The organism is Algoriphagus algorifonticola (assembly GCF_007655305.1).
GTDB classification, from domain to species: Bacteria; Bacteroidota; Bacteroidia; order Cytophagales; family Cyclobacteriaceae; genus Algoriphagus; species Algoriphagus algorifonticola.
In genome coordinates this window covers 1,583-5,256 of the sequence record NZ_VLOG01000033.1, presented here as the reverse complement: position 1 = coordinate 5,256, position 3,674 = coordinate 1,583, and the positions used below count along the sequence as shown (strand labels likewise).

The 3,674-nt window shown below is 46.0% G+C and carries 2 protein-coding genes; both read left to right on the top strand.

The window, feature by feature from the left end; all coding sequences use genetic code 11:
* On the top strand, positions 1-354 hold a 354-nt coding region (locus FL972_RS19400), incomplete at its 5' end, for a thioredoxin-like domain-containing protein (protein ID WP_222116011.1).
* The gene (locus FL972_RS07120) at positions 351-3,554 is read left to right on the top strand and encodes a SusC/RagA family TonB-linked outer membrane protein (protein WP_144604359.1); all 3,204 of its coding nucleotides are present in this window, start codon (positions 351-353) and stop codon (positions 3,552-3,554) included. The genes FL972_RS19400 and FL972_RS07120, both read left to right, overlap by 4 nt.
* Positions 3,555-3,674: the final 120 nt, after the last annotated feature.

Below are 3,674 nucleotides of genomic sequence, written 5' to 3'. Positions count from 1 at the left end.
CACAGTGCCAGCTACTTTAAAAACTACCTGTTCCCACTCTATCAGGAGCTAGAGGCTGAGGGGATCAAACTGATAGCCATATCAGTAGATGAGGATTCTGATCTGTGGAAAGAACGAATCTCCAAGTACTCGGATCCTTCCATCCCTAATTTCAATCTCAGGGGAATTTCCAAAGAACGATGGAAGGAGCTCTATGAAATTACCTCCTTTCCCCGGGTAATGTTGCTGGATAGAGATTCAAGGATTCTCTCTTTTGACATCAAACCCTTGGGGGAAACGAAGGAAGAACTCCTTCAGGAATTCCGGAAAAAATTTAACGATGAATTATCCACTAATACCAATACCAGTTTATGAAATCTAACCTTACCCACACACTGACTCTCCTGGTGGCTTTGTTCCTGATTTTTGGCAGGGCCATGGCCCAGGAAAAAGAACGAGAAATCCAGGGAAACACCCTGGATGCCAAGGATCTATCCCCTTTACCGGGAGTCAATCTGATTCTAAAAGGAACTACGGTCGGGACCGTATCGGATGATGAGGGGAAATTTACGCTCCCTATTCCTAATGGGGAAGCCATCCTATTAGTCAGCTACATCGGCTATCAGAGCCGAGAAATTCTCCTTGGGGAAAACCAAACAACTTTGAATATCCTGCTGGAAAGTTTGGACTTAAACCTGCAGGAAGTCACGGTGGTTTCCACGGGCTTTCAGGAGCTCCCGCTTTCCCGATCTACCGGTTCATTTGTGGGATTAGATCAGGATCTGGTGGACCGGAGAGTCTCGACCAACCTGATCGACCGATTGGAAGACCTGACTCCCGGTTTGATCTTTAACAGAGATATCAGTGGCCGGGAATCGGGAGAAAGTATTTCCATTCGGGGAACGGCTACCTTGATATCATCGGCTGAGCCCCTGATAGTGGTCGATAATCTGGCTTATGACGGCCCCCTTTCCAGTATCAATCCAAATGATGTAGCCAGTATTACCGTTTTGAAGGATGCAGCAGCTGCTTCGATTTGGGGAGCTAGAGCAGGGAATGGGGTGATTGTGATTACCACCAAAAAGGGTTCGTTCAATAAGCCCATACAGGTCAATTTCACTTCCAACCTGACTACCTTCCAGCGAGCCGATCCCTTCTACGATCCTAAAATGTCCATCAATTCCCTGATCGACAAACAATCCGAGTTGTATGAAAACGGAGCATTTGGCAGTCTGATCAGAAACCGAAGAAATCCCGTAATTCCTCCACTAGCCGAAACCCTTTACGCCTTTGAGCAGGGACAGATTTCAGCCCAGGAGCGAGATGCCGCCCTTGAGCAGTTCCGCAATGCAGATATCAGAAGAGACATCGACCAATATCTGACCCGTCCTGCCAGCCAGCAACAGCATGCACTCAATGTGAGTGGGGGAGGAACCAATCACAATTATCAGGTGAGTATAGGGTATGACAAAAACCTGAGTTCGGAAATAGCCTCCGATTTTTCAAGATTGACCCTTTCTACCCAGCAAAGCTGGAAACTGGCCAAAGATAAATTTAGGATTCAGACCGGGGCCTATTGGGTACAAAGCGATTCCTATAATGGCATGCCTCAGGTTGCAGGGCTCTACCCATATGAAAGACTGCTTGACGGTGAAGGTAATCCACAGGAAGTTTACAGAGATTACAGCATTCGTTTTAAAAATTCTGTCAAAGACTTACTTCCACTGTCCTGGGCATATGTCCCCATGGAAGAGATAGGAAAAAGTAGCACTGTCAACAGATCCCAAGACCTCCGACTCTTTGCCACGGCAAATTATCAACTAACAAAAGGACTGGAATGGTCAACCAATTACCAATATTGGACTAATAGGAATCAAAACACGACCCATAATTCCCCCGATTCCTATGCAGCCCGCCATTTGATCAATTCTTTTGCCCAGCCGGTGGGAAATGGGGAATTGGAATTGCCCATTCCGCTGGGCGGAACCCTGGATCAGCGGATTTCGGATTCCTATAGTCATACCCTCCGGACCCAGGTCAATTACCAAAAAAACTGGACGAATCACCGTCTGAACGTATTTGGAGGAGGAGAACTGAAGGATTTTCAGTCTGAATTGTATGGCAATACCTCTTATGGATATTTCGCAGAAAATGGTTCCTCGCTTCCGGTTGATTACCTCACACGTTTTGTCAACCAAGGCTCCAGCCTTTCCAGAAATATTCCATTTACAGAGGAATTCGGAGGAAGGGTCAACCGTTTTGTGTCAGGTTTTGCCAACTTGGGGTATTCCTATAAGGATAAATATTTGATCAATGGCAGTTTTCGAATGGATGCATCCAATCTTTTTGGTGTAAATACCAATCAGAAGTCGGTTCCGCTTTGGTCAGCAGGGATGGGCTGGATCCTATCGGAAGAAAATTTTATGGCATCAAGCCAATGGGTGGATTTTGCCAAACTTCGACTCAGTTATGGTTTTAACGGAAATACCAATCCCAATGCAACGGCAGTTTCTACTGCTAGAAGGTTTGTGGCCGCCCAAAACCTGATTACACGCCGGCCATTTTTGGGAGTGGAAACACCACCCAACCCTGAGCTTCGATGGGAGCGGATCAAAATTATCAATGCAGGATTGGATTTTGAATTCCTTGCTTCGAGGGTTGCGGGATCGGTAGAATACTACCAGAAAAAGGGACTGGACCTTTTGGGAAATATCCCCATTTTTATTTCCTCGGGGTTTACTTCGGCTACTCTCAATTATGCTTCAACCCTGACCAAAGGCTGGGATCTGGTTTTGAATACAGTCAACAGTAAGGGGGCCTTTCAATGGGAAACCAATTTCTTTCACAGCATTTTAAAAGATCAGGTGATTGAGGTGGATAATTTACCGACTGCCAATCAGCTGATCAATTATACACCCGCATTGCCTACTCCAGCCGTAGGAAGACCATTGTTTTCTATTTACAGTTTTGAATTTGCGGGTTTGGACCCCAATGACGGAGCTCCCCTGGGAATTTTAGACGGAGAGCCAAGTCGGGAGTATGCGGCTATTTATGCCGAAGCAACCCCTGAAAATATCCAATTTCACGGGGCTGGAAGGCCAACCCAGTTTGGTTCTTTCAGAAATACCCTGGGCTATAAAGGATTCAGTCTATCGGCCAATATTACCTACCGTTTGGGCTACTTTGTCAAAAGAGCAGGAGTGGATTACGTAGACATTAATCGGGGAGGCTTTGGTCACGCGGATTATGAGAGAAGATGGAGGCAGCCAGGGGACGAGCGTACCACAGAAGTTCCTGCAGACCCGGGAACAGTCAACCCTTTGATGAACGGATTTTATCTCAGCAGTGGGGCTTTGGTGGAAAAAGGAGATCACATCCGCTTTCAGGATATCCGGTTGGCTTATTCCTGGAATGCACAAAAATCCTCTTTATTGGGCTTGAATGGTCTGGAAACTTATCTCTATATCAATAATCTTGGAATACTTTGGAAAGCCAGCAAAGTTCTTCCGGATCCTGATTTTCAAACAGTTCAAAATTTAAGATCTATTGCTGTGGGGATGAGGGCCTCCTTCTGATAGCATGCCCTGGGGTAAAAGGGAAATGGATAAAGCTTTTCTCTTTCATCTCCCCGGTTTATGGTTTAGCCACCCCCGGGCTTTTTCTCAAACTTGGTCATAATACATATTTACTCATGA